Source organism: Clostridium swellfunianum, from assembly GCF_023656515.1.
Classification (GTDB): domain Bacteria; phylum Bacillota; class Clostridia; order Clostridiales; family Clostridiaceae; genus Clostridium_AT; species Clostridium_AT swellfunianum.
Genome location: NZ_JAMOFV010000006.1, coordinates 860,312 through 885,200 on the forward strand (window position 1 = coordinate 860,312; position 24,889 = coordinate 885,200).

At 35.3% G+C, this 24,889-nt stretch carries 21 protein-coding genes; 17 read left to right on the forward strand and 4 right to left on the reverse strand.

Features of this window, described 5'->3' with window-relative positions:
- Positions 1-29 precede the first annotated feature (29 nt).
- Positions 30-1,427, forward strand: a complete 1,398-nt coding sequence (locus tag NBE98_RS03955) for an FAD-binding oxidoreductase (RefSeq protein ID WP_250812819.1) — start codon at positions 30-32, stop codon at positions 1,425-1,427.
- Between the two features lie 352 nt (positions 1,428-1,779).
- Here NBE98_RS03955 and gltX read toward each other — a convergent pair whose 3' ends face one another.
- Positions 1,780-3,240 (reverse strand): glutamate--tRNA ligase, encoded by a 1,461-nt coding sequence (gltX, locus tag NBE98_RS03960; RefSeq protein WP_250812820.1) that lies wholly within the window; start codon positions 3,238-3,240, stop codon positions 1,780-1,782.
- A 487-nt stretch (positions 3,241-3,727) separates the two neighbouring features.
- On the opposite strand from gltX, the gene NBE98_RS03965 reads away from it, so the two are divergent.
- The 10 genes from NBE98_RS03965 to NBE98_RS04010 all read left to right on the forward strand — a co-directional run bounded on the left by NBE98_RS03965 (position 3,728) and on the right by NBE98_RS04010 (position 18,574).
- On the forward strand, positions 3,728-5,404 hold the full coding sequence (locus NBE98_RS03965; protein ID WP_250812822.1) for a 2-oxoacid:acceptor oxidoreductase subunit alpha: 1,677 nt from the start codon (positions 3,728-3,730) through the stop codon (positions 5,402-5,404).
- A 22-nt stretch (positions 5,405-5,426) separates the two neighbouring features.
- The gene (locus tag NBE98_RS03970) at positions 5,427-6,284 is read left to right on the forward strand and encodes a 2-oxoacid:ferredoxin oxidoreductase subunit beta (protein WP_250812824.1); all 858 of its coding nucleotides are present in this window, start codon (positions 5,427-5,429) and stop codon (positions 6,282-6,284) included.
- Between the two features lie 108 nt (positions 6,285-6,392).
- On the forward strand, positions 6,393-7,625 hold the full coding sequence (locus tag NBE98_RS03975; protein ID WP_250812826.1) for a threonine synthase: 1,233 nt from the start codon (positions 6,393-6,395) through the stop codon (positions 7,623-7,625).
- Between the two features lie 41 nt (positions 7,626-7,666).
- On the forward strand, positions 7,667-9,022 hold the full coding sequence (locus tag NBE98_RS03980; RefSeq protein WP_250812828.1) for a PLP-dependent cysteine synthase family protein: 1,356 nt from the start codon (positions 7,667-7,669) through the stop codon (positions 9,020-9,022).
- 382 nt (positions 9,023-9,404) lie between these two features.
- A complete protein-coding gene (locus NBE98_RS03985) occupies positions 9,405-10,859 on the forward strand; it encodes a sigma-54 interaction domain-containing protein (RefSeq protein WP_250812830.1) in 1,455 nt (484 codons plus the stop codon).
- A 60-nt stretch (positions 10,860-10,919) separates the two neighbouring features.
- Positions 10,920-12,119: a YgeY family selenium metabolism-linked hydrolase gene (locus tag NBE98_RS03990; RefSeq protein ID WP_250812832.1), complete on the forward strand. Its 1,200-nt coding sequence runs from the start codon at positions 10,920-10,922 to the stop codon at positions 12,117-12,119.
- A gap of 113 nt (positions 12,120-12,232) precedes the next feature.
- Positions 12,233-13,585, forward strand: coding sequence for a metallophosphoesterase family protein (locus NBE98_RS03995; RefSeq protein WP_250812834.1), 1,353 nt, complete (start codon positions 12,233-12,235; stop codon positions 13,583-13,585).
- On the forward strand, positions 13,585-16,404 hold the full coding sequence (locus NBE98_RS04000; protein ID WP_250812836.1) for an AAA family ATPase: 2,820 nt from the start codon (positions 13,585-13,587) through the stop codon (positions 16,402-16,404). The genes NBE98_RS03995 and NBE98_RS04000 overlap by 1 nt, the downstream gene beginning before the upstream one ends.
- Before the next feature lie 32 nt (positions 16,405-16,436).
- Positions 16,437-17,618 (forward strand): transglutaminase-like domain-containing protein, encoded by a 1,182-nt coding sequence (locus NBE98_RS04005; RefSeq protein ID WP_250812837.1) that lies wholly within the window; start codon positions 16,437-16,439, stop codon positions 17,616-17,618.
- 89 nt (positions 17,619-17,707) lie between these two features.
- Positions 17,708-18,574 (forward strand): polysaccharide deacetylase family protein, encoded by an 867-nt coding sequence (locus NBE98_RS04010; protein ID WP_250812839.1) that lies wholly within the window; start codon positions 17,708-17,710, stop codon positions 18,572-18,574.
- Between the two features lie 7 nt (positions 18,575-18,581).
- Here the strand turns inward: NBE98_RS04010 and NBE98_RS04015 are convergent, their stop codons facing one another.
- The 3 genes from NBE98_RS04015 to NBE98_RS04025 all read right to left on the reverse strand — a co-directional run bounded on the left by NBE98_RS04015 (position 18,582) and on the right by NBE98_RS04025 (position 20,641).
- On the reverse strand, positions 18,582-18,938 hold the full coding sequence (locus NBE98_RS04015; RefSeq protein ID WP_250812840.1) for a tetratricopeptide repeat protein: 357 nt from the start codon (positions 18,936-18,938) through the stop codon (positions 18,582-18,584).
- Positions 18,939-19,086: 148 nt separating this feature from the next.
- On the reverse strand, positions 19,087-19,884 hold the full coding sequence (locus tag NBE98_RS04020) for an ABC transporter permease (RefSeq protein ID WP_250812841.1): 798 nt from the start codon (positions 19,882-19,884) through the stop codon (positions 19,087-19,089).
- Complete coding sequence (locus NBE98_RS04025; RefSeq protein WP_250812842.1) at positions 19,871-20,641, reverse strand: ABC transporter ATP-binding protein; 771 nt, start codon at positions 20,639-20,641, stop codon at positions 19,871-19,873. Before NBE98_RS04025 ends, NBE98_RS04020 begins: the two co-directional genes overlap by 14 nt.
- Positions 20,642-20,891: 250 nt before the next feature.
- On the opposite strand from NBE98_RS04025, the gene NBE98_RS04030 reads away from it, so the two are divergent.
- From NBE98_RS04030 to atpA, 6 genes are all read left to right on the forward strand, one after another.
- Complete coding sequence (locus NBE98_RS04030) at positions 20,892-21,260, forward strand: hypothetical protein (protein ID WP_250812843.1); 369 nt, start codon at positions 20,892-20,894, stop codon at positions 21,258-21,260.
- A 15-nt stretch (positions 21,261-21,275) separates the two neighbouring features.
- Positions 21,276-21,956: a F0F1 ATP synthase subunit A gene (locus NBE98_RS04035; protein WP_250812844.1), complete on the forward strand. Its 681-nt coding sequence runs from the start codon at positions 21,276-21,278 to the stop codon at positions 21,954-21,956.
- A gap of 92 nt (positions 21,957-22,048) precedes the next feature.
- The gene (gene atpE, locus NBE98_RS04040) at positions 22,049-22,282 is read left to right on the forward strand and encodes an ATP synthase F0 subunit C (protein WP_250812845.1); all 234 of its coding nucleotides are present in this window, start codon (positions 22,049-22,051) and stop codon (positions 22,280-22,282) included.
- Between the two features lie 56 nt (positions 22,283-22,338).
- Positions 22,339-22,815: a F0F1 ATP synthase subunit B gene (locus NBE98_RS04045; RefSeq protein ID WP_250812846.1), complete on the forward strand. Its 477-nt coding sequence runs from the start codon at positions 22,339-22,341 to the stop codon at positions 22,813-22,815.
- A 5-nt stretch (positions 22,816-22,820) separates the two neighbouring features.
- Positions 22,821-23,360, forward strand: a complete 540-nt coding sequence (locus NBE98_RS04050; protein ID WP_250812847.1) for a F0F1 ATP synthase subunit delta — start codon at positions 22,821-22,823, stop codon at positions 23,358-23,360.
- A 10-nt stretch (positions 23,361-23,370) separates the two neighbouring features.
- On the forward strand, positions 23,371-24,888 hold the full coding sequence (gene atpA, locus NBE98_RS04055; RefSeq protein ID WP_250817465.1) for a F0F1 ATP synthase subunit alpha: 1,518 nt from the start codon (positions 23,371-23,373) through the stop codon (positions 24,886-24,888).
- The last annotated feature ends 1 nt before the right edge of the window (position 24,889 follow it).

The window sequence follows — 24,889 nt, forward strand, 5'->3', positions numbered from 1 at the left end:
GTATAAGGAATCCAGGAGGGATAGGGATTATGAGTTACAAGAAAATAGATGAAAAAGATGTAGAATTTTTAGTAGAGCTTTTAGGCAAGGACAGAGTTTTTGTTGGAGGAGAAATCAACGAGGACTATAGCCATGATGAGCTTGGAGGCATAAGCAGAATGCCTGAGGTTATGGTTGAGGTATTATCAACCGAGGAAGTTTCAAAGGTTATGAAGCATGCTTATGAAAACAACATTCCTGTAGTTGTAAGAGGTTCAGGCACTGGGCTGGTTGGAGCATCTGTGCCTCTGCATGGAGGCATAATGCTTAATATGACTAAGATGAATAAAATACTTGAGCTTGATGAAGACAACTTAACTTTAACAGTAGAGCCAGGTGTACTTCTTATGGAAATAGCTAAGTATGTTGAGGAAAGAGACTTTTTCTATCCTCCAGATCCAGGTGAGAAAACAGCTACTATAGGTGGAAATATAAACACTAATGCTGGAGGCATGAGAGCTGTAAAGTATGGTGTTACAAGGGACTATGTAAGAGGACTAGAGCTTGTACTTCCAAATGGAGAAATACTTGCGGTTGGAGGAAAGGTTGTTAAAAACAGCTCAGGCTACAGCATTAAGGATTTAATCTGCGGCTCTGAAGGAACGCTGGCTGTAATAACAAAGGCGGTATTAAAGCTGCTGCCTCTGCCTAAGAAAGCAATAAGCCTTTTAATACCCTTCCCAAATCTTGAAATGGCTATAAATACAGTGCCAAAGATAATAAAATCAAAGGCTGTACCAACAGCTATAGAGTTTATGCAAAGGGAAGTTATACTTGCAGCTGAAGAGTACCTTGATAAAAAGTTCCCAGATAACTCCTCTGATGCTTACCTTCTATTAACCTTTGACGGCAACAGCACAGAAGAAATTGAAAGAAACTATGAAAAGGTTGCAGAGCTTTGCTTAGCTGAAGGAGCATTAGACGTATTAATATCAGATACAGATGAGAGAAAACAGGCTATATGGTCAGCAAGAGGAGCCTTCCTTGAGGCTGTTAAGGCTACTACAACTGAAATGGACGAGTGTGACGTTTGTGTTCCAAGAAACAGTGTAGCAGACTTTATAAGATACACCCATGAGCTTCAGCAAGAGTTCAACGTTAGAATAAGAAGCTTCGGACATGCCGGTGACGGAAACCTTCACGTTTATGTTCTTAGAGACGACATGACTAAAGAGCAGTGGGAAAAGAAGCTTAGTGAGGTATTCGAGGCTATGTACAAGAGAGCTAGAGAGCTTAATGGAGTTGTTTCCGGCGAGCACGGAATTGGATACGCTAAGAGACCATATTTATTCGAACAATACAGTGAAGAGTATATAACTCTAATGAAAAACATTAAGCTTGCCTTTGACAGCAAGAATATATTAAATCCAGGCAAGGTTTGCCAATAAGAAATACAAATGAAGCCCAAGCTTGATGCTTGAGGCTTCTATTTTTATAAGATAAATATGTAAGATTTTATTAAAGGATACTGCTGATATTCCGCAGGTGACTTGCATCTAGGAAAGCTTCACTGCGCAAACAAGACTAAAACTTCCATTTTCTTAAGCTGCTAAATCCAATAAACTTGCTTCGCTTCGAACAATATTGGATTTCTAACGCAGCTTAAGAAAATGGAAGTTTTAGTCTTGTAGCTGCTTGTTTCAATGCTTTCTACGATGCAAGTCTCCTGCTCACGTCAGCAGTATCCTTTAACAAAGGCATAAATAAAAACGTACCAGCTAAATACTGGTACGTTTTGTTTTAAGCATTTTTAAGTTGTTCAATACCTTTTATGATTCTACTTAAGGATTCTTCTTTTCCAAGAATATCAGCTAATTCATAAGCTCCACCTGGAGAAGAAGCTTTGCCGGATAAAGCAGTTCTGATTGGCCACAGCATTAAGCCGTTTTTAATGCCCATTTCTGCAATAGTAGCTGTTATAGCTTTTTCAAGACCTTCATGAGTCCAATCCTCTAAACCTTCAAGCACTGGAAGAATCTTTTCAAGACTAACTAGTGAGTTATCAAGAGTAGTCTTCATCTTTTTGTGAATATAAAGCTCGTTTGAGTACTCTGGTAGCTCATTGAAGAAATCTAAAAAGCTTGGAATTTCATTTAAAACTTCAACTCTTGATTGAAGAAGCTTGCTTATTTTAAAGCTGTCCATGTGTGGATGCTTAAGTTCTTTTGCATAATAAGGCTCAGCTAGTTTATGAAACTCTTCTACAGAAAGCTTCTTTATATATTCTCCATTCATCCATCTTAGCTTAACAGGGTCAAAGATAGCAGGAGATTTGTTTATTTGCTTGTAGTCGAATATTTCTATAAGCTCTTCTAGGGAGAAGAGTTCTTGATTTGTTCCTGGGCTCCAGCCAAGAAGCGCAATAAAGTTAACAATTGCATCCTTTAGATAGCCTTTCGCTATTAAATCTTCAAAGGAAGCGTCGCCGTTTCTCTTGCTAAGCTTGTTTTGAGCATCCTTCATGATTGGAGGACAGTGAACATAAACAGGAATATCCCAGCCAAAGGCTTGATAAAGACGGTTGTATTTTGGAGAGGAGGATAAATATTCGCTTCCTCTAACAACGTGAGTTATTCCCATAAGATGATCGTCTACTACATTTGCAAAATTGTAGGTTGGATATCCATCGGACTTAAGTAGTATCATGTCTTCAAGCTCGGAGTTGTCAACGCTGATTGCTCCATATATAACATCATCAAAGGTTGTTGTCCCTTCTGTTGGGTTATTTTGTCTTATAACATATGGTATTCCTGCAGCTAAGTTTGCTTCAATTTCTTCCTTGCTTAGGTGAAGGCAGTGCTTATCGTATTTAACAGGTGCTTTTGAATCCTCTGCAGCTTCCCTTAAAGATTCAAGTCTTTCCTTTGTACAGAAGCAGTAGTAGGCTTCTCCTCTTTCTACAAGCTTCTTGGCATAATCAGCGTAAAGTGGTTTTCTTTCGCTTTGAACATATGGACCAACAGGGCCTCCAATGTCTGGACCTTCGTCGTGAATTAAGCCTGTCATTTTCATTGTGTTGTATATAACATCAACAGCACCTTCAACATAACGTTCCTGATCAGTATCCTCTATTCTTAATAAAAAGTCTCCGCCCTCATGCTTTGTAATCAAGTAAGCATATAATGCTGTTCGAAGATTACCCACATGCATGTAGCCAGTTGGACTTGGTGCATAACGTGTTCTGATTTTTTGGTTACCCATGTCTTTCACTCCTTTATTTATTGGAGGCTTAAAAATAACTTCAATAATTTTAAGCTATCCATTGTATCCTTAATTAAAGTATAACCATTATAAAATAAAAACCTCTCAAAAGAGAGGATTTAGTTACTCTTTTTATCATATAATATGGGATTTTTAATGTCAAGTTTTAGAAGGGAGTATAGTGAAATAAGGCAGCAGAAAAACTATATTGTATAAAACTATTTAAGTATATGTATAAACTGTACTATATGCCTAATATATTAGAAATTATAGCTTTGTTAATACGCACTATAACAGTTTTTAAAATTAGATATAACAGATTTAGTGAGAGTTTTAAAGAAATATGAAGTAATTTCTAAGTAGTTTGAAAATTTCAGTCATTTTCGGCTTTGATTAATTTTGGAAATGATATATAATGAAATCAATGGATAATAATTATCAATTAAAAGAAATTATCAATAAAAATATGAAAAAGGAGTTGAATGAGTTGAAATACAATATTTTAATAGGTGGTTCTGCTGGGCAAGGTATGGATACTATAAGTGCTTTGTTTGAAAGAATTCTTAAAAAGAGCGGGTATTATGTATATACAACAAAGGATTATATGTCAAGAGTTCGTGGAGGGCATAACTTTATTCAAATTAGATTTGGAGATGAGGAAATAAGCTCACATTATTCTGCTTTAGATGTAATAATTGCATTGGACAAAACTACAGTAGACACTCATTTGGAAAGACTGCAGGAGAAGGGTGTTTTGATATGTGATGATTCTGTAAAGTCTGAGGATAACAGAATGCTAAGAGTTTCGCTTAAGAAAATTGCAGTAGAAGCGGGAAGTCCTAAGGTATTTGGCACAGTTGCAGTTGGAGCTTTAGTTCAGCTGTTTGGAATTCAGTTTGAAAATATCGAAAAGCTGTTTAGCAAGAAGTGGGATGAGAAAATAATTCAAGCTAACATTACAGCCTTTGAAAAAGGAAAAGAAGCTTCTAGAAAACAATTTGAGCTTCCTAAGGGACAGGAAGATAAGCATATTTTGATAAATGGTAATGAAGCAATAGCTATGGGAGCCTTAGCGGGAGGATTAGATTTTTACTCAGCCTACCCTATGACACCTGCTACAAGCATAATGACTTACCTTTCAAAGGTATCCTCAGACGCTGGAATTATAGTAGAGCAGGTTGAAGATGAAATTTCAGCCATAAATATGGCTTTAGGAGCTTCCTATGCAGGAGCAAGAGCAGCTACAGGAAGCTCTGGCGGTGGAGTTTCTCTTATGGTTGAAGCTATAGGGCTTTCAAGCATTACAGAAACACCTCTTTTATTAGTGGACTCACAAAGACCAGGTCCTGCAACAGGACTTCCAACAAGAACAGAACAAAGCGATTTAAGCTTCTTAACTACCGCTTCACATGGTGAAGGTCCAAGAATGGTGCTTTCTGTTAGAAATGTTAAAGATGCTTTTTATGGAACAGCAAGAGCGCTTAACTTAGCAGATAAATATCAGATTCCAGTTATACTTTTAACTGACCAATACTTGGCAGACACTATGGTTACTGTAGAGGAATTTGATTTTGACAAGATAAAAATAGAAAGGTATCTGTCACAGGAGGATGCTTTAGAAGCAGACGGAAGCTATAAGAGATATAAGGTTACTGAAAGCGGAATATCTCCAAGAATACTTCCAGGGAAATTTGAAAGTGCAGTAGTACTAATAGATAGCGATGAGCATACTGAGGATAGTCAAATTACAGAATCTGCTGAGGTTCGTAATGCTCAAATGGAAAAAAGAATGAGAAAGCTTGAAGCTTTAAAGGAAGATTTAGTTGAACCTGACTATTTCGGAGCACAACAGCCGGAAATTCTTTTATTAGGCTGGGGTTCAATGTACGGGCCACTAAAGGAAGCAGTTGAAATGCTTCAAAAGGATGGAGTTTCAGTTGGTGCTTTAGTATTTGGAGATTTATATCCTCTTCCAACAAAGCTTCTTGAAAAGTATACAGCTGCTGCGAAAAAGGTTATAAATGTAGAACAAAACTTTAATGGACAGCTGGCTAAGCTTATAAGAATGGAAACTGGAATCGGTATGACAGGAAGCATTTTGAAATATGACGGCAGACAGTTGAGTTCGCAGGAAATTGCTGAAAAAGTTAAGAAAGAAGCTTAAAAATTACAAGGAGGAATGGATAATGTTAGATTTAAATATATATGAGTCTCATGAAGAATGTGCATGGTGCCCCGGTTGTGGAGACTTTGGCATACTTGCAGCTTTAAAACAGGCATTAGCAGAATTGAAGCTTTTACCACATGAAGTGGTTATATCATCAGGTATAGGTCAGGCTGCAAAGCTTCCACACTATATAAATGTAAATGGGTTTAATGGTCTGCATGGTAGAGCTGTGCCGCCAGCAGTAGGAATTAAGCTTGTTAATAAAGACTTAAAGGTTATTATTAATTCAGGGGACGGCGACTCCTATGGAGAAGGTGGAAATCACCTGCTTCATAATATAAGAAGAAATATAGATATAACACATTTTGTTCACGACAATCAAATATACGGACTTACAAAGGGCCAAGGCTCTCCAACTACTGAAAAGGGTCAAAAGACCTCTATGCAGTTTGATGGAACAAATATTGAAGCCTTTAAGCCTTTAGCCTTTGCTATAACAGCAGGCGCAACCTTTGTAGCTAGAAGCTTCTCAGGAGATAAGGAGCACTTAGTAGATATCATGAAGCAGGCTATACTTCATAAGGGCTATTCATTAGTTGACATACTCCAGCCATGTGTTACCTTTAACCATGTAAATACCTTCAAATGGTACAAAGAAAACACCTACAAGCTTGATGAAGACTATAATCCAACTGATAAGTTTGAAGCTATTAAAAAGGCCATGGAGTGGGAAAACAAGATACCACTTGGAGTAATATACAAGGAAGAAAAAACGGAGTATACTGATGAAATCTCACATTTAACAGAAGGCAAATCACTTCTTGATAGGCAGTGGAAGCCTCAGGATGCAAAGAGATTTTTAGAGGATTTTAGATAATATTATTAAGCAGATTGATCAAAGGATTAATCTGCTTTTTTTATTTTTTGGTATGATATTTGCTTTATTAATACAAGGTACTTATATAAAGAAGAAAGAGGGGATAGGGTGGATAAAATTAAACATTTAAAATGCTCCAAGTGCGGCAAGACTTTCAGCGAAGAGGTTATGTATCACTGCGATGATTGTGGCATTGAGGGCACTCTTGATGTTATTTATGATTTTGAGGTAGTTTCTAAAAAGTTAAACAGAGAATATTTGAAAAGCAATGAAAGAAAAGATCTATGGAGGTATATGCCAATACTTCCGGTGGAAAGTGAAAAAGGAATTGCTCCTCTTCAAGTTGGGTGGACACCTATTTATAAAGCCGAAAGGTTAGAAAAATTATTAAACATAAAAAACATATATGTTAAGGATGATGGAAGAAATCCAACTGCATCCTTTAAGGACAGAGCTTCAGCTGTGGGGGTTGCAAAGGCTATAGAACTTGATAAGAAGGTTATTTGCGCTGCCTCAACAGGCAATGCTGCTTCCTCAGTTTCAGGCTTTGCTGCCTGTATGGGCATAGAAAATTATATATTTGTTCCTGCAAATGCTCCGGAAGCAAAAATTACTCAGCTTCTAATATACGGGAGCCATGTGATTTTAGTAGATGGAGATTATGATACTGCCTTTGATTTTTGTCTTAAGGCTGTAGATCATTTTGGCTGGTACAACAGGAGCTGTGCAATAAATCCATATTTAGTGGAAGGAAAAAAGACAGCTGCCTTTGAGATTTGTGAACAGCTGAATTTTGATGTTCCTGGTAAAGTTATTATGTCTGTTGGGGATGGCTGTTCAATATCGAGTGTATGGAAGGGTTTTAAAGAATTTTATGACTTAGGGCTTATTCATAAGCTGCCTCAGATGGTTTCGGTTCAGGCAGAAGGCTCAAATCCTGTTAACAGAGCTTATAGAAAGGGTTTAAGAAGCTTTGAATATGAAACGCCGAATACAATAGCAGACAGTATATCTGTTGGTATACCAAGAAACGGCTACAAGGCTTTAAATGCTTTACGTGAAAGTAAGGGAATAGCAATAGATGTAAGCGATGAAGAAATACTTAAGGCAATGACTGCTTTGGCAAGATATACAGGAGTATTTGGAGAACCAGCTGGCGTAACAGGCTTTGCAGGGCTTCAAAAGATGGTGAGAGAAGGTCTTGTGGATAAAGATGAAACAGTTGCTTTAATTGTTTCAGGCAGCGGACTTAAGGATGTTAAATCGGCAATGAAGGCAGTTCAAAAACCAGAAAAGGTTAAACCAGATTTGGCTGAGCTTATTAAATATATAAACAAATAAATATAAGAATATATAAATTTTTAAATATGGGGGGTAAAATTATGTGTAAAATTCCATTTGGACCAAACTACGACGAAATGCTGAATCCGCAAAACATCAACTCAAGGGTTAGAGAAAAAGCCATTGAGGCTCTGGAAGAAAATGAATTTGATTCCATTAATCTTTTCAATATAACCTGGAAGGATGAAAACAACGAAGTTAGAAAAATAGTTCTTCCCAAAGAGCTTACTGGCGTAGATGCAAATATAGTGGTAATGCTTGGAAAAGGCTTTCCATCAGGCTCTCACAAGGTTGGTCCTGCTTACTCCACTCTTATTGAAGGCTGTGTTGATGGAGATATAGTTCCAGGTGAGCATACAATACTTGGACCTTCAACAGGGAACTTTGGAATAGGCGTTTCATATATTTGCAGGCTTATGGGTTATGAGGCAGTAGTTATTATGCCTGACAACATGAGCAAGGAGAGATATGAAAGAATACAAAAATATGGTGCTAAGCTTGATTTAACACCAGGTTCAGAGTCAGACGTTATCCTAACACTTGAAAGAACCTATAAATTAAAGGAAGATCCTAAGAACAGGGCACTAGCACAGTTTGAGCTGTTCCCAAATTACCGCTTCCACAGACATGTTACAGGAAATTCTGCTATTGAAGCTGTTAAGGGAATTGGAAATGGTAGAATTGCTTGCTTTACCTCTGCTCCAGGTTCAGCTGGAACAATAGCAGCAGGCGATCAGATTAAGACAGTTTTCCCAGAGTGCAAGGTTGCTGCTCTTGAGCCTTATGAATGTTCAACACTTGCTAACGGTGGTAGAGGACAGCATAGAATTGAAGGCATAGGAGATAAGATGTGCACCCTTATCCATAATGTTTTAACTACAGACTTTGTAGTTTTAATAAATGATGAGGAAACCGTTCAAGGCATTAAGATAATTCATGATGGAACTAAGGCATTAGTAGAGCTTGGAATAGCCGAAGAAACTGCAAATTATATGAAGGAGCTCTTTGGGCCATCGGGTATCTGCAATATTCTCGGAGCCATAAAAATGGCTAAGTATTTAAAGCTTGGACCAGATGATAATGTAGTTACAATAGCTACAGATGGATTTGACAGATACAATTCTGTTATTGAGAATTTAAATTCAAGATATCTTGAGGTTGAGGGTTTTGTTATGAGAAGATGGATTAAAGATATATTCCTTGGACAAAAGGATGACAATGTATTTGATTATAGAAGAAAGGACGCCAAAGAAAGATTGTTTGCTCAAAAGGAAAACGACTGGTTAAGATTTGGCTACTGCAAGGAATATCTTGATTCAATGAAGCACATGGAATTCTGGGATAAAGAATATGCAAAGGTTAGCTATTATAATGATAAAATTAAACAGATGAGATAATAGGAAGCTGCAGGACTTTGCCTGCAGCTTTTTTAATTTTAGGCTATGTTTAATAACTGTGTTGAAGCAAGCATGTTATTTATTCTCTAGGAAAGCGTTCGCTGCACATATAAGACTAGGACATCTTTTATATAACTCTGCTAAAATTTTTAAACTTGCTTTGCTCAAACAGTAAAAATTTCTTAACGCAGAATTATATAAAAGAAGTCAAGTCTTATTGATGTTCGCTCAATGCTTTCTACGAGAACAAATAACATGCGTGATTTCAACATTGTTATTAAATATATCCTAATTTTAATCTTCTCAAATTGACTATACTTTCGCATTATTAGAATTTTATAGGAATATATTTAACATAAGAAAGCTAATTAGGGTGGGGTATATGAATAGATACAGCCTGATAGATATTAAGGACTATGTACTGAAGCTGGGTGAGCTTATAGCTGAGGTCCTTAAGGTAGATGTGGAAATTTTGGATAAGCTTTTAAATAGGGTAGCTGGCACAGGAAAACATGATAATTTAACAGGAAAGGGCTTAGATGGGGAATGTTTAATATACAAAAGGGTAATTGACACAGGGAAAAAGCTGGTGCTGGAAAACCCCGGATTTCATAAATTTTGTACTGATTGCAGAAGAAGGCATTACTGTCCTGAGAAATTTCAATGCTGTACTCCTGTTGTAGTTGACAAAGAAGTAATTGGGGTTATTGCTCTAATTAGTTATACAGATGAGCAGAAGAAAATTATATTGGCAAAGCTTAAGGAATACACTGATTTCCTGGATAGAATGTCTGAGCTTATAGCTTCAAAAGCAAAGGAAAACTATGATGAGCTTCACAAGGAAAGGCTAATAAAAAATGCTGCCTATGATAACAGTGTTGTAAAGCTGGATTCTATTATAGGGAGAAGCAGTGAAATAATAGAGCTTAAGCAGAAGGTTAAAAACATTGCAGACGGCTATGCTAATGTGCTTCTAACAGGTGAGAGCGGTACAGGAAAAGAGCTTTTTGCCAGAGCTATACATTTTGAAAGCAAAAGAAGCCATATGCCCTTTATTGCTGTTAACTGCGGAGCCATTCCAGAAACCTTGCTGGAAAGTGAACTTTTCGGCTATGCAAATGGCGCTTTTACCGGTGCCAGCAAGGGTGGGAAAATTGGGAAATTTGAACTTGCAAGTGGTGGAACAATTTTTTTGGATGAGATAGGAGATATGCCTCTTATGCTTCAGGTTAAGCTTTTAAGAGTGCTTCAGGACAGAGTGGTTATACCTGTTGGAAGCAATAAGGCTGTAAGAGTAGAGGTAAGAGTTGTTACCGCTACAAACAAAAGGCTTGAGGAGCTTGTTGGTGAAGGAAGGTTTAGAGAGGATTTATTTTATAGAATAAACGTTATACCTATAAGAATACCGCCTCTTAGGGAGAGGAAGGAAGATATTGAACTTTTGATGGAAGTTTTACTTAAGAAATACTGCATAATTTATGAAATTCCAGTACCTAAAGTTAGTGCTGAGATTATACAGCTTTTTAAAACTTACCAATGGAATGGAAACGTTAGAGAGCTTGAAAATACAGTTGAGTATATAGTGAATATGCTAGGCAGTGATACGGAGGTGTCAAGAAAAAATTTACCGCCTAAACTTGTTGAAGAACATAAGAGCCTTGCTGAAGAAGAGGAATTAAAACTTGAAAGCATAGAAAAGAAGACAATAATTAAAGCTTTAAAACGGTACGGGTTAAATACTGAGGATAAAAGAAAAGCAGCAGAGGCTTTAGGAATAAGTCTGGCAAGCCTATATAGAAAAATTAACTCTTATGGTATAGATTCATATAACCTGTAGTTTTGGCACAGCAATTGCTAGTATATTTGTGGAATTATTTATAAAGAGAGGCGGTATAGTATGGATATAAAAGCTAGAATAGCTGAGCTGAGTGAAACATATGGTGAAGATATGACTAATTTTTTAAGAGATATGATTAGAATACCAAGTACGAGCTGCAATGAGGAAAAGGTTATACAAAGGATAAAGGAAGAAATGGAGAAGGTTGGTTTTGATGAGGTAATTATAGATAAGATGGGCAACATCCTTGGAAGAATAGGCAGTGGAAAAACTGTTATTGCTATGGATGCTCATATTGATACTGTAGATGTTGGCGATCCTTCTCTTTGGCAGGTAGATCCTTTTGAAGGAGATTTAAAAGATGGTGTTATATACGGCAGAGGAGCTTCAGACCAAGAGGGCGGAATGGCATCCATGGTTTATGCAGGCAAGATAATAAAGGATTTAGGTTTAACTGAGGATTATACCTTGTATGTTACTGGCACAGTAATGGAGGAAGATTGCGATGGCCTTTGCTGGCAGTATATTATTGAGCAGGATGGCATAAAGCCTGACTTTGTTGTTATAACAGAGCCTACAAACCTTAACATATATAGAGGGCACAGAGGAAGAATGGAAATGATAGTTACAGTAAAGGGTTTGTCCTGCCACGGCAGTGCACCTGAAAGAGGCATAAATGCCATTTATAAAATGGTACCTATTATTGAAGGTATCGAAAAGCTAAATGAAAATTTAAAGGATGACCCATTCCTTGGCAAAGGTACAGTCACAGTAACTCAGGTATTCTTTAAATCACCTTCACAGTGCGCAGTTCCAGATGAATGTACAATTCAGTTAGACAGAAGACTTACCTTTGGCGAAACTATGGAATCGGCAGTTGCTGAAATTAAAGCATTGCCTGGTGCTGAAGAGGCTATAGTTGAAGTATTAACTTATGCTCAGCCAAGCTATACGGGCTTAGTTTATCCAACAGAAAAATATTATCCAACCTGGGTAGTAGGAGAGGATCATGTACTTGTGGAATCAGCAGTAGAAACCTATAAGAATATGTTTGATAAGGAACCAAAGGTAGATAAATGGACCTTTAGTACAAATGGAGTTGCTACAATGGGAAGGTTTGGAATACCAACTATAGGCTTTGGACCTGCAAATGAAATACATGCTCATAGTCCAAAGGATCAGATAGCAGTACAACACCTGGTTGAGGCTTGTAAGTTCTATACTGCTTTTCCTGTAACGTTAATTAAAAATCTAAAATAGAAGATAAAAATATGTTTTAAGCTCATGGATAGAAGCTATCCATGAGCTTAATATGTTATAATAAGGAAAAAGATATTTAAGATTGAGGACTTACAGCTCGGAGGAAAGCGTATATGACCAAAAGAGTAAGATTTATACATACTGCAGATATACATTTAGGAAGCATACTTCATGTTGGCAGGATTGAAAACAAAAGCTTGGCAGATATATTTAATAATGCGGTTTACAACTGCTTTGAAAGGCTTTGCAGCGTTGCTATTGATGAAAAGGTGGATTTCATTGTAATGAGCGGTGATATTTACGATAGAGAATCACGTTCTGTAAAGGCTAACAGCTTTTTTATAAATCAATGTAAAGAGTTAGAGCAGCATAATATAAGGGTATATGCTATAGGAGGAAATCATGATCCTATTAAGGAAAATTCAGAGCTATTTACTTTGCCCGAAAATGTTCATGTGTTTAGTACTCAAAATCCAGAGGTGATAGAACACACTAATAATAAAGGAGAGGTTATAGCTAGAATTGTTGGACAATCCTATAGAGAAAATTGGAAAAGCAGAAAGATGTTTAAAAAATATGCTGTACCTAAAGATTCTACTTTAAATATTGCCCTTTTACACACTCAACTGGATGGAAGCAATAACTATGTACCCTGCAGTGCTGAAGATTTAAAAAATCAGGAGAATATAAACTATTGGGCTTTGGGACATATCCACAAGCTTAAAATTGTTAATAGGGAAGAGCCGGCTATAATATTCCCAGGAATACCTCAAGGTACAGACTTTGGTGAAGAAGGCTTTGGAGGTGCTGTGCTTGTTGAGGCAGAAGATAACTGCATACAGACTATAAAATATATACCTTTATCACAAGTTGTGTGGAAGAAGGTAACTGTAGACTTAGACAAGCTTGAAGCTCATGAGCATAGAAATTTTAGTGATTTAGAAAATATACTGCTTGTAAAGGCTGAAGAAATTTTTAATACAAATGAAGCTTCACTTCAAGGAATTCAATTTGAAAACTGTAATTATGAAGATTTTTTTAAAGGCTACGTTGTAAGATGGAATATAATCGGCAGAAGTGAACTTTACAAGCTTATTAATGATAAAGATGAAGAGACGAGCGATTATCTTGTTGAAGCTTTGAATGGAAGGCTTTTAAACAGGGATAGGTTTTTGTTTACTGAGTCTGTAGATTTTAATATTGGGAGACCTATAGAAGATTTTGAAATATTAAAAGCTCAAAACACTGCTGTAAAGGCTTTAGCTGATTTTGCAAAGGAAGTACTTGAGTGGGAAGACCTAAAGCAGCAGCTTGTTAGAAGACTAGGCAGTCTTTGGGAAGTAACAGAAGATCTTGAAAATATTAATTTTAAAAAGCTGCAGTTGGAGGAAGAAATGTTAGCTAGTATTGTTAGACAAGCCGAGCAGATGATTGTTGATTCAGTGCTCCAAAGGAGTGAAGAATAATGAAGTTAAAAAGACTATACATTGGAGATATGGGCATTTATAGAAATTCCTTAATGGATAATATAGATTCCAAAATAGTAGTTATAGGCGGGTTAAATCGTTCGGGTAAAACTACCTTTCTAGAGATTTTACGACATCTTCCCTATGGTTTTACTAAGGGAATAAGAGACGTAAAAAGTGAATACTTTGCTGAAGCAGATTTAATTGATGAAACAAGCGACCAGTACACTGTAAAGCTGAGCTCTTTGAGAGAACCTCAGGTGACTTCAAAGGGGGAGGCTATATCAAGGCCAATTTATGGGACTGTAGATAAATATACCTATAGTCAGCTTTATACCATTACATTGGATGAACTAAAAAGATCTAATGTGAAAAGTGAAGAAGAAAAACTGCAGTCTGTGTTGCTTGGGGCAGGTTTAAAGGATATTGTCCATATACCTAAGCTTACAGATGAATTTAGAAAAGAAAAGGAAAAGCTGGGTGGAAAACAAGGCAATCCTACTACAAAAGCTTTTAAGCCTTATTATGATAAGCTTCTTGAAGGGATTAACAGCAGGGAAGAGTCTCTTAAGCAGTTGCAGGAATATGAAAATAGATGTAATGAATTAAAGATACTTGAGAATCAAATTGAGGCTTGTAATGATATTTTAGGAAAGCTTAATTATGAGATTACAGCCTTGGAAATAGCAAAATCCTACTATAGCCATTATGCTGATAAAAGAAGCCTTCTACTCCAGCATGAAGAGTTGCAAAGTAAAATTACTAGGGAATTCAATGGAGATTTTCCTTCACTGGAAAGAATCGAGGGACTTTATGAAGAATATAAGGAAGCCTTAAATCAATATGAGAAATTACGGGAGCAGTTTGAAAATAAGAGAATTAATGATGAGAACTTTTATCTCAGGCTCATTAATTCTAAAGAACAGCTTCGAAGCTTTGAAAAGAAGCTTTCAGGCTTATCTGAGAAAATGGAAAACTACAATTCGTTGAAGTCAAGCTATAACAGAGATAAACAGCAGCTTCATACAAGGATGAATGCTTTAAACAGTTCTTTTAGGGAGGATTTCATAGAAGTAATAGATATAGATTGCGATTCCATTGAACAAGATAAACTAATAAATCTGGTAGAGGAATATAATGAACTAGAGGCAGAAAAAAAGAGCCTTGAAAGGGAACTTGAAAGCTTAAAGCTTCAAAAGCAAATGCTGGAGAAGGAGGCAAAAGTTCAAAAGGCATCAGATACAGGAAGCATTATGAATAAGTATTTGTATGTATCTGCTGGAATACTTTTAGCTGGAATTTTGTTATATTGGCTAAGCAAGCCTCTTGGAGCAGCAGTAGCACTTATTGGAATTACAGCGGCTGTCTTGTATTTTGTGATGAATTATTCGAGTAAGGCTAGTCAGCATCCAGAAAATAATGGTTTAATCCTTCAGATGAATGCTCTAAGTAACAGGATAAAGCTTCAAGAAGATAATTATAACAAGGTTAAAAGCAGTTTTGAGGAATCAAAGAATGAGCTTGGTCATTATAAAAATAAGTTAAAGCTTAATAGAGAGATATCTTCAATGGGGCTTTTGCAGTACTTTAAAGATATAAAGGAGCTTAAAAAGGATATATTAAACCTGGGCTTCAATGGTAAAAATTTAGATAAGCTTAAACAGGAGATAAATGGGGAATTGATTAAGGCTAATGAGCTTGTAAATAATATTGAAGGTTTTAATAGAAGTTATGATGAGGATAACTTTAAAAATTTTAAAGATCTTTGCATAAAAATTGATGAGTTAATTGTTCAGCTTTCTCAGGCAGAAAGGCTTCTTGAAGCAGAAGTGAAATTTAATGTAGTAAAAGATAAGCTTAGTACCCTCTTAAATATTCCTAAGGACAACGTAATATTACAAGTGATAGACATTATTATTAATCAGTATAGAATTTACAATCAATGTAAGTTTATTGAAGAAAAAATCGAAAATATTGATAGACAATTTGTTAGCATATTGAAGAACGAAAGAATAAAAAAAGCATTGGAGTTTATATTCAATGAATATAATATTAGAGAAGAAAATATGCTTTTATCGCTAACAGCTTTTTTTGATAACTTTAATTCTCAGGAACAGATAGATAGAAAATACGAAAGTGTAAACATAAGAATTGAGGAAGAAAACAGACGCCTTGAAAGGCTGAAAGATCAAAAGCAAGCATTATCCAGCGAAATAAAAAAACTGTCCACCTCTGAAAAATTAATAGATGCACAAAGAATAATAGATGAGCAGAGAGCAGCTTTAAGACAAATTGCAGTTAAGTATTCAGTATTAAGCACTGCAGAATTCATTTTGGAAACCGTGCAAAAAAACTTCATCGAAACAGCTAAGGATACTATATTAGGCGGAGCTGGGAAAATTTTTAATAAAATTACTTGTGGAGAGTATAAAGCACTGCTGCCTGGAGAGAATTTACTACAGAATGATTTTAAGGCTATGCTTGGTGACGGTCAGATTCAAGACTCCGTTGGCATGCTCAGCAGGGGTACAGGAGAACAGCTTTTTCTTTCTGTAAGGCTTAACAGAATAAAGGACATTAAAGAGAAGCTGCCCATAGTTCTAGATGATCCTTTTGTAAATTTTGACAGCCTTCATATGAAAAATGCATTAAGAGTTATTTGTGAAATGGCTGAAGACAATCAAATTTTTATATTAACTTGTCATTCAGAACTAGTTGAACTTATAAGTGAAGTAAGCAGCCAGGTACAATATTGGAAGCTTAAAAAAGGAAGCTTTGAGTTGTCTGACAGCAAGGAACTTGTGAATTATTTGCTTTAAATCAAAAGGCTTTAGGAGAAGAGGTGAGGCATTTGAGATTTAACCCTATAACTCTTATATTAGTGGCAGCATTTGTTTTTCCAATAGTAAAAGGATTCTTGTTTAAGTTTTCTTCAAACAGCTTAAAAGGAGACATTCAGGAGGTTGGAAGCAATATTGCCTTTATTGCAGCCTTGTTTGTCGGAATAATTTTTTCTAAGAGGATATTTATCGAGCATGACAAGGGAATATACAAGGATATTTACGAGGCTATTCCAAAGCAGCTTTTAAGGTATATGGAAACTAACGATATGATTTTTTATGCTGTGGTTATACCAATTATGGTATTTGTATTTTATAAACTTATAAGTTTTTTAATAGAGCTTATAAATAGAATAACTCTATACCCTGTAGTGGATGTTTTAGAGAGGTTTATGCAAAACAAAAGTGCTAGCTTTAAAAGGTTTAGCGGGGCGATTATAGAGATTCCTAAGGCCATTGTTTATGTGCTTTTTATAACCTTTATAATAAATATTCTTTCTATGCTGAACTTAACAGGAAAATACAGTGCTTTCTTGGAAGACTCTAAACCTTATAATTATCTCTGTAGGGAAGTGGTTTTACCGGCAACAAATTCAACAGTTGCAAAGCAGCTTCCAAATATATTAAACAACTCCTTTAAAGTTGTAGTTAAGGATGCCGATTCAAAGGATTTAGGAAGTTCTATTGTCGATATTGCGTCAAATAAAAGGGTTATAGTTTATTATAATGGTGTCACCTTGGACGAGGGAATAAAGTCAAACACTAAAATAGACAGCTTTGCAAAAGAGCTTGTTAGCAAGGCTTCTACAAATAGAGATAAAGCAAAACTGATATATAATTGGATAGGCTCAAATATAAGCTATGACTATGATAAGGCTGAGGCGGTTTTAGGCAACGATTTTGATATAAAATCTGGTGCTATTCCTACTTTTCAAACCCAAAAAGGCATATGCTTTGACTACGCATGCCTTTACGTTGCTATGGCAAGAGCTAATGGGCTTAAGGTAAGAATTGTAACTGGAGAAGGCTTCAATGGTGTAAACTGGGTAAGCCATGCCTGGAATGAGGTGTATATTCCAGAAGAAGATAAATGGTATAAGGTTGATTCAACTTTTTATAAGGGAGGAAATTACTTTAACAGCAGGCGTTTTGATTTAGATCACAGAGATGCAAAAATTGCTGGACAATGGTAGTAAAAATATGAAGAAATTTGCATTATCCTCGTGATTTTTTATGGTATATGATGTATAATTGTATCATATGAAAAATAGGGGATGGTACTGTGACGAAAAAGATATTATTAATTGGACTTGCTGTGGTTTTAGGTGCTTTTTCTGTTTCATGTTCTAGCGCTAATGAACAGTATACTAGAAAAAATATTATAGTTGGTGCTGCTAAGAGTTCTAATGCAGATTTGAAGCCTGTTAAGCTGGATGAAGATACTAAGCATGAAAAATCAGAAAAGGAAAATATAAAAGTTGCTTCTGACAAAGATAATTTAAATAATAATGGCACGGGCAAAAGCCAAGCTGAAGAAAATGATAAACATTCAGGCAATGCTAATGCTAAAGAAGCATTTTTAACTTTTGATGATGGACCTACTAAAGAGATAACTTCGCAAATTTTAGATATCTTAAAGGAGAAAAAGGTTAAAGCTACTTTCTTTGTTGTGGGGAAGATGGCAGAGAATGAAAAGGATCTGCTTATTAGAGAAAAAAATGAAGGACATGCTATAGCCAATCACAGCTATAGTCATGATTATAAGCATTTATACTCAAATCCTAAAAATTTTGTAGATGATATAAATACTGCTGATGCTGCTATTAAAAATATACTTGGAGAGCATGAGAGCAAACTAATGAGATTTCCAGGAGGATCCTTTGGAAAACAGCGGGAAAATTATAGACAAGCTGTTACTGAAGCAGGATATCATTATATAGATTGGAATGCTTTAAATGGAGATGCAGAAGGCAAGGGAAACTGGCCTGCTGAAAAGCTTGTTCAAAATATAAAAACAACCTCGGCGGGAAAAAATAGACTTGTAATTTTGATGCATGATGCTCCATTAAAACAAACAACTGTACAAGCTCTTCCTGAAATAATAGATTATTTGAAAACTCAAGGTTATACTTTTAAAACCCTAGAATAATAAAATTCTAGGGTTTTTTTGCATAATTTTTTATTATTAAATCTATGGCTTTTTCACAATCCTTATCATTATTATCTAAGGCCCAAGCTGTATTAAAATAGATTAATGCTTTTTTGTTATCCTTCAGCATAGCGTAGCAGTAACCTAAGTTGAAGAAATATTTACTGTCTCTCTTTTGAAGTAAGGCTGACTTTAAAAGCGGCAGTGCCTTTTCATACTGCTTAAGCTTTATGAAGCATACAGCAGCATTATACATTGAGGCTGCTTCATTATCTTTGTTTTCGACAGCTTTTTGATACAGCGATATAGCTCTTTTATAGTCTTGAGTATTATATGATTCATTTGCTTTTTCGAAATAACTCATGTACATCCTCCTGCAATTTTAAATAAACAGTATTTTAAATATAAAATCCTTTGTGCTTTGTATTAATTTATATTTAAGTATTATGAAAAATATTCCATTTAGATACTGTCCAAAAAATGCAGGAGTTATACATGTACTATACTAACTTTTAATACTTGTGTATAAACTTCCTCTCTAGGAGCGCTACTATTTCATACATAACGTAAGCAAGCACTGATAAAATAATTATGCTTAGCATAACTGTATCCAGTTGAGCAATTTGACCTCCAAAGACTATTAGGAAGCCTAAGCCGCTTTTAGATACTAAGAACTCTCCCATTATTACCCCTACCCATGATAAGCCAACATTTATTTTCAAGGTAGAAATCAAGGTAGGCACAGAAGCAGGAATAATAAGATGTTTTAAAACCTGAAGCTTTGTAGCGCCAAAGGTTTTTAAAAGCTTAACTTTGTCTTCACTAACTTCCTTAAAACCATTTAGCACATTTATAATAGTTACTACTATAGAAATTAATAAGGCAACCAATACAATGGCTTTCATACCGTTACCCATCCAAAATATTATTATTGGAGCAAGCGCAACCTTTGGTAGCGCATTCAAGACTACTATATATGGGTCAAGTACCTTGCTTGCAAAATCTGACCACCAAAGCATAACTGCTATTACTGCTCCTAATAAAGTGCTTAACAAAAAGCCTAGAATTGTTTCGAAGCAGGTAACAAATATGTGCTTAAAAAGCTGGCCTTCCCCGTAGAGCTTTATAAGACTTCGCCACATACGGGAGGGTGTACTTGTAAGAAATGGATCCACCCACTTAAAATATCCTGCAACTTCCCATAAAACAAAGAAGACTACAAGTATAACCAATCGGCTTATTATTATTTTTCTGGTTCTATTTTTTAGCTCCTTTAAATATTGTTTATGCTCCAAACTATGATTTATCATTCAAGTCCAACTCCTTCCATATGTTGTTGAAATAAACTCTAAATTCAGGAGCTTCTCTATGCTTTAATGGCGTAGCGTACTCCTTTTCAAAGTTAATATCAATTATCTTTTTTACTGTTGCAGGTCTTTTAGATAAAACAATGATTCTGTTTGACATGCTAACTGCCTCAGAAATATCATGAGTTACCATTATTACTGTTTTTTCTTCCTGCTTTATTATTTGGTATATTTCATCGCTTACATTTAATCTTGTTTGATAATCTAAAGCCGAAAATGGTTCATCTAAAAGAAGCACATCAGGATCGAGCGCTAGAGTCCTGATTAAAGCAACTCTCTGTCTCATACCTCCTGACAATTCATCTGGCTTATGCTTCCTAAAATCCCAAAGACTATAGTTTTTTAGAAGCTGGTTGATTTTTTCAACAGCTTTATTATCTAAGCTCTGTTGAATTTTTAAACCTAAAGCTATGTTATCCCATACATTAAGCCATTCAAAGAGATGATCTCTTTGAAACATATATCCGATTTTTTTAGAGATAACATTGCATTCTGAGCCGTCAATGCATACATTCCCGGAAGATGGTTTTAATAGTCCTGCTACTATGTTCAAAACCGTTGATTTTCCGCAGCCCGAAGGACCAACTATGCTTACAAACTCACCCTCGTTTACAGTAAAGTTTATATCCTTAAGAGCTTCTGTTTCACCCTTTAATGAATGATAGTTCATATATATATGGCTTACTTCAACTTTTTTCATTTAGACACCCCTTTATTTAACATTGATATTAAAAGATAATAATTTTTGTTGTAAAAGCAAACAATAAGGATACTTCAGTATATGTATAAACAGTTTATTTTGTTAAAAAATACATTAGCGAAGAATATTAAATGAAAAGTGGTATAAAAACGCTTACACAAGATTAAATCGACTTTTTTAACCAAATTTTGAGCTTGAATTAATAACAGAACGGCATATAATTAATTTATATGATTTAGGGGGAGCTAGAATGGCTATTAGTAAAGTTAAATCAATGCTTAGAAGGATTTTCTTTTACGATTTCTTAACTGGTTTAATTATCTCCTCAATTTTATTTTTTACATACAGACAATATGCTGGGATATTATTATTAGGACTATCGATTGCAGTGATTAATTTTATAATTGGTGGAATACTAACTGAAAGAGTAGTCATAATAAATAAATCACCTAGCATTTTTTTTGTGTTAGTAAAAATTTTGAGCGTGTTATTAATTTGCTTAATACCCATCTTACTATTCAAGGATAATATGTACTTCATACTTGTTTATATGCTTGGGTTCACTTCACATTTTATTGCTCTCATCCTATATGCATTATTTGATAAAAAAGTTAATTAGAAAGGAAGTGAGTGTGTGGAAGCAGAGGAGTATTTATTTGAAATACCAATATTAGGTCATCATTATGGATTTTCTAAAAATATAATTATTCAATGGGCAATAATTGTGGTATTTGCTCTGGTGGCGTATTATTTAACAAGAAACTTAAAGAAGGTGCCAGGAAAGAAGCAAAATATTGCCGAGTTAATAGTTCAAGGTATAGAGAGCTTTATTAGTGAGATTATGGGCCCAGAATACAAGTCATTTGCACCATATGTAGGAAGTCTTATTATGTTTCTTCTTACCATGAATTTAACTGGATTATTTGGCATTCATCCTCCGACAAAAGATTTTAGTGTAGCCTTGGGAATGGCCTTGACAACTTTCTTGATAATACAAGCTTATGCAATAGGAAAAGTTGGTATAGCACATTATTTTGGAGGACTTTTTAAACCCTTTTTCTTTCTAGCACCGATGAATGTGCTTGAGAGGGTGCTTCTGCCAGTTTCGTTAAGCCTTAGATTGTTTGGTAATATAACTGCAGGAGTCGTAATAATGGGTCTTATTTATGAAGGGCTTGGAAGCATAAATTGGTTTGCTCAGCTTGGACTGCCTATAATAGGTCATGTTTATTTCGATATATTTGATGGTACAGTACAAATGATAGTATTCACTATGCTTACCATGATTAACATTAAAATTATATCGGAGCATTAATATTTATACAGCTATATTAAGCTAATGACAAAGTGCATTGGCTAAATTATAAATCATAATAATAATTTTTTTATTTTAAGGAGGAAACAATAATGAGTGCAGCAGGATTAATGGCAATAGCAGCAGCTATAGCAGTATTAGTAGGAGTAGGAGCAGGTATATCAACTGGAAATGCAACAGCAAAAGCAGTTGAAGCTATATCAAGACAACCAGAGGCAAGTGGTAAAATAACTACAGCGTTAGTTATAGGTAATGCTTTCGCAGAAGCAACTGCAGTTTACGGACTATTAATTGCAATAATGATACTTGGGAAAATAGTATTATAATTTTATTTGGTGCCTGTTAGATACTAAAATATAGCCCAGAAGGGGGGATTTTAATTATGGAAATAAACCCTTTAACTGTCTTAGCTACTATAATAAACTTTGGTATTTTTTATTTAATTATGAGAAGAATTCTTTTCAAGCCAGTAACTCAGGTTATATCTTCAAGAGAAGAAGAAATACAAGGAAGAATTAAAAGAGCAGAAGAACTTGAGAAGCAGTCTGAAATAATAAAACTTCAAAATGAAGAACACTTACAAAATGCTAAGGAAGAAGGAAAGGCTATTGTAGAGGACTTAAAGGTAAAGGCTGAAAGAACAGCTGATGAAATAATAACTAAGGCTAAGACAGAAGCGGAATTCATTATAGAAAGAGCGAAGATGGATGCTGAAAGAGAAAGAGAAAAGGCTACAGATGAGATGAAGACTCAGGCTGTAAATCTTGCACTTCTGTTATCTTCAAAGGCTTTAGAAAGCACTATAGATGAAAAAGAACATAGAAGACTTATTAAGGACTTCATTGCTAAGGTAGGGTAAATATTATGCTGGAATATTTAGATAGAAGATATGCCCTTGCTTTTTATGAACATATAGAAGAAAAAGGCAAGGTGGAAGTATGCTTAAAGGAATTAGCTGAAGTTGTAGATATTATTGATAATAATAAAGAGTTATTAGAAATTTTAAAACATCCCGATTTAAGTACTTCTAAAAAGAAGCAACTGTTTGAAAGCATCTTTAAGGACAGTGTTGAAAATAGTGTATTGTCATTTCTTCTTATAATAATTGAAAAAAATAGAATATTAGAGTTGGATGGCATATTAGAAGAAATAAATAAGCTTCATTTGGAGAGAAAGCACACAGTTGAAGCTTTTATTGAAACTGTAGTTCCTTTAACTGATGAAGAGAGAAGTGTTCTTAAAGCCAAGCTTGAAAAAAAATATAACAAAAGCATAATTTTAAAGGAAACAATTAATGAGGCCATACTAGGCGGAGTGCTTGTAAGGGTAGAAAATGAAATTATTGATGGTACTATTAAATCAAAGCTTGAAAAAATGAAGAAGCTAGCCCTTAAGACAGAATAGAGGTGAAATGATGAATATAAGACCTGAAGAAATTACGTCTATTATAAAACAACAAATAGAACGATATGAAAATAAATTAGAGACTGTAGATTCAGGTACAGTAATACAAGTAGGTGACGGTGTCGCCAGAATATATGGATTGGATGAATGTATGGAAGGAGAACTTCTTGAATTTTCCAATGGTGTATATGGAATGGCTTTAAATTTAGAGCGAGATAACGTTGGTGCAGTTCTTCTAGGAAGTGAAAGAGGAATAAAGGAAGGCGATCTTGTTAAAAAAACTGGTAGAGTTGTTCAGGTTCCAGTTGGTGAAGCCCTTTTAGGAAGAGTAGTAGATGCAATGGGTATTCCAATTGATGGAAAGGGTCCTATAAAAGCTGCGGAATATAGAGATACTGAAGTTAAGGCTCATGGAGTTATTGACAGACAGTCTGTTAGGGAGCCTCTTCAAACAGGTATCAAGGCTATAGACTCTATGATTCCTATTGGAAAAGGACAAAGAGAACTTATTATAGGGGATAGACAAACTGGTAAAACTGCTCTTGCTATTGATACAATTATCAATCAGAAGGGTAAGGATGTTATATGTATATATGTTGCTATAGGACAAAAACAGTCTACTGTTGCTCACATATATAATACATTAACTGAAATGGGTGCTATGGATTATACAATAATAGTATCCTCTACTGCTTCTGAAACAGCTCCAAGACAATTCTTATCTCCTTATGCTGGATGCTCTATGGGTGAGTATTTCATGCATAAGGGAAAGCATGTTTTAATTGTATATGATGATTTATCCAAGCATGCTGCTGCTTATAGAGCAATGGCACTGCTTCTTAGAAGACCACCAGGAAGAGAAGCATATCCAGGAGACGTTTTTTATCTTCACTCAAGGCTTCTTGAAAGAGCTGCAAAATTATCAGATAAGCTTGGCGGGGGTTCAATAACAGCCCTTCCTATTATAGAAACCTTGGCTGGTGACGTTACTGCATATATTCCTACAAACGTTATATCTATTACAGACGGACAGATATTCCTCGAGTCGGAGTTGTTTTTTGCAGGACAAAGACCTGCTGTTAATGCAGGTATCTCAGTATCAAGAGTTGGAGGAAGCGCTCAGATTAAAGCTATGAAGCAGGTATCAGGTACATTAAGGCTTGATCTAGCTCAATATAGGGAATTAGCTGCCTTTTCACAATTTGGCTCAGACCTTGACAAAGAGGCTAAGAGAAGACTTGAAAAGGGCAAGAGAATAACGGAAATATTAAAGCAAGACGTATATAATCCTATGCCTGTAGAAAAGCAGATAATGATACTTTATGCGGCGGTTAACAACTTTTTAATGGATATTCCTGTTTCCAAGATAAAGGCTTTTGAAAAGAGCTTTTTAGAATATATGAGTACCCATCATGCAGAAATTGGAAAAGCTATTCTTGAAAAGAAGGAAATGACCGAGGATATAAAGAAAGGCCTTTCAGAAGCTATCAAAGAGTTTAAAAAAGTGTTCTTAGCTGAAGAGGCTTAAG

What these genes read in the sequence shown, in the direction of transcription:
- NBE98_RS03955 (WP_250812819.1), top strand. Translation starts at nt 30, where the DNA reads ATGAGTTACAAGAAAATAGATGAAAAAGATGTAGAATTTTTAGTAGAG.
- gltX (WP_250812820.1), bottom strand. Translation starts at nt 3,240, where the DNA reads ATGGGTAACCAAAAAATCAGAACACGTTATGCACCAAGTCCAACTGGC.
- NBE98_RS03970 (WP_250812824.1), top strand. Translation starts at nt 5,427, where the DNA reads ATGTTAGATTTAAATATATATGAGTCTCATGAAGAATGTGCATGGTGC.
- NBE98_RS03980 (WP_250812828.1), top strand. Translation starts at nt 7,667, where the DNA reads ATGTGTAAAATTCCATTTGGACCAAACTACGACGAAATGCTGAATCCG.
- NBE98_RS03985 (WP_250812830.1), top strand. Translation starts at nt 9,405, where the DNA reads ATGAATAGATACAGCCTGATAGATATTAAGGACTATGTACTGAAGCTG.
- NBE98_RS03990 (WP_250812832.1), top strand. Translation starts at nt 10,920, where the DNA reads ATGGATATAAAAGCTAGAATAGCTGAGCTGAGTGAAACATATGGTGAA.
- NBE98_RS03995 (WP_250812834.1), top strand. Translation starts at nt 12,233, where the DNA reads ATGACCAAAAGAGTAAGATTTATACATACTGCAGATATACATTTAGGA.
- NBE98_RS04000 (WP_250812836.1), top strand. Translation starts at nt 13,585, where the DNA reads ATGAAGTTAAAAAGACTATACATTGGAGATATGGGCATTTATAGAAAT.
- NBE98_RS04015 (WP_250812840.1), bottom strand. Translation starts at nt 18,938, where the DNA reads ATGAGTTATTTCGAAAAAGCAAATGAATCATATAATACTCAAGACTAT.
- NBE98_RS04020 (WP_250812841.1), bottom strand. Translation starts at nt 19,884, where the DNA reads ATGATAAATCATAGTTTGGAGCATAAACAATATTTAAAGGAGCTAAAA.
- NBE98_RS04025 (WP_250812842.1), bottom strand. Translation starts at nt 20,641, where the DNA reads ATGAAAAAAGTTGAAGTAAGCCATATATATATGAACTATCATTCATTA.
- NBE98_RS04030 (WP_250812843.1), top strand. Translation starts at nt 20,892, where the DNA reads ATGGCTATTAGTAAAGTTAAATCAATGCTTAGAAGGATTTTCTTTTAC.
- atpE (WP_250812845.1), top strand. Translation starts at nt 22,049, where the DNA reads ATGAGTGCAGCAGGATTAATGGCAATAGCAGCAGCTATAGCAGTATTA.
- NBE98_RS04045 (WP_250812846.1), top strand. Translation starts at nt 22,339, where the DNA reads ATGGAAATAAACCCTTTAACTGTCTTAGCTACTATAATAAACTTTGGT.
- NBE98_RS04050 (WP_250812847.1), top strand. Translation starts at nt 22,821, where the DNA reads ATGCTGGAATATTTAGATAGAAGATATGCCCTTGCTTTTTATGAACAT.
- atpA (WP_250817465.1), top strand. Translation starts at nt 23,371, where the DNA reads ATGAATATAAGACCTGAAGAAATTACGTCTATTATAAAACAACAAATA.